The 1,495-nt window shown below is 74.2% G+C and carries 2 protein-coding genes; both read left to right on the top strand.

Translation table 11 applies throughout. The features are described 5' to 3' along the window. Window positions 1-347, top strand: a 347-nt coding sequence (locus FV228_RS29375) for an aminotransferase class I/II-fold pyridoxal phosphate-dependent enzyme (protein WP_147857680.1), incomplete at its 5' end; no start/stop codon positions are given. Next, window positions 340-1,275, top strand: coding sequence for a prephenate/arogenate dehydrogenase family protein (locus tag FV228_RS29370; protein ID WP_147857679.1), 936 nt, complete (start codon window positions 340-342; stop codon window positions 1,273-1,275). The genes FV228_RS29375 and FV228_RS29370, both read left to right, overlap by 8 nt. Window positions 1,276-1,495: the final 220 nt, after the last annotated feature.

Below are 1,495 nucleotides of genomic sequence, written 5' to 3'. Positions count from 1 at the left end.
CCGGGCCGGCCATCGCGGCGGGCGCGGCGGCGATCGCCGACGAGGCCCACATGGCGGCCGCCGCCGCCCACAACGCCGAGTGGCTGCCAAAACTCACCGAAGGCGCCCGGGCGCTCGGCCTGACGGTGACGCCGAGCGTCGCGAACTTCGTGCTGATCCACTTCCCCGACGCGCCCGGCCGCTCGGCCGCCGACGCCGACGCGTTCCTCACCGAGCGCGGGCTGATCACCCGCCGGGTCAGCGCCTACGGCCTGCCCAACGCCCTGCGGGTGACGGTGGCGGGGGCGGAGGCCAACGCGGCCTTCCTGGCGGCGCTCGGCGATTTTTGCCGGGGCGCGCATGCCTGAGACGGCAACCCCGCCCATCGGGCGCCTCACCATCGTCGGGCTCGGGCTGATCGGTTCCTCGATCGCCCGCGCCGCCCGGCGCTACGGCCTCGCCCGGACGATCGTGGCCCTGGACCGCGACGAGTCCGTGCGCGCCCGGCTCACCGAACTCGGCATCGCCGACCTGGTCACCGGCGACCCGCGTGAGGGCGCCACGGAGGCCGACCTGGTGATCCTGTGCGTGCCGGTGGGCGCCATCGGGGCGGCGGCGGCCGAGTTGGCGCCGCACCTGAAGCCCGGCGCGATCGTGTCGGATGTCGGCTCGGTCAAGGGCGCCGTGGTGGCGGCGGTCCAGCCGCACCTGCCCGAAGGGGTCGCGCTGGTGCCCGGCCACCCGATCGCCGGCACCGAGTTCTCGGGGCCGGATGCCGGCTTCGCGACCCTGTTCCAGGGCCGCTGGTGCATCCTCACGCCCCCCGAGGGCACCGACCCGGCGGCGGTGGCGCGGGTCCGGGCCCTGTGGGAGGGCATGGGCGCCGACGTCGAGACCATGAGCGCCGAGCACCACGACCACGTGCTGGCGATCACCAGCCACCTGCCGCACCTGATCGCCTACAACATCGTCGGCACCGCCGCGGACCTCGAATCCGCGACCCAGTCCGAGGTGATCAAGTTCTCGGCCAGCGGGTTTCGCGATTTCACCCGCATCGCCGCCTCCGACCCGACCATGTGGCGCGACATCTTCCTCAACAACCGCGAGGCGGTGCTGGAGATGCTCGGCCGGTTCAACGAGGACCTGTCGGCGCTGGCCAAGGCGGTGCGCTGGGGCGACGGCGACGCGCTCCACGCGATGTTCACCCGCACCCGGGCGATCCGGCGCAGCATAGTGGCCCAGGGCCAGGAGACCGCAGCCCCGGATTTCGGCCGCCCGCGGCCGCCGGAGGAATAGGGCGGCCCGGCGACGAAGGACCCCGGATCCGCAAGCCCGTACGGGGAGGGGGGCCGATCGGTCGAAGACACGAAACGATCAGGCCGCCAGATCCTCCCGGGCGATCCGGCGGCAATGTTCCAGGTAGCCGCGCTGGTGGGCGCCCATCAGGTCGGTGACCGCGGACCAGAGCCAGCCGGGGGTGTCGGCGCCCTGGCCGGGGGCGCGCACCGTCGCGCTC

Source organism: Methylobacterium sp. WL18 (assembly GCF_008040015.1).
GTDB classification, from domain to species: domain Bacteria; phylum Pseudomonadota; class Alphaproteobacteria; order Rhizobiales; family Beijerinckiaceae; genus Methylobacterium; species Methylobacterium mesophilicum.
The sequence above is the reverse complement of the archived record's forward strand: the minus strand, read 5'-3'. Positions and strand labels throughout refer to the sequence as shown.

Excerpts from the sequence above, each read along its gene's own strand:
- FV228_RS29370 (WP_147857679.1), top strand. The coding sequence starts at position 340 with ATGCCTGAGACGGCAACCCCGCCCATCGGGCGCCTCACCATCGTCGGG.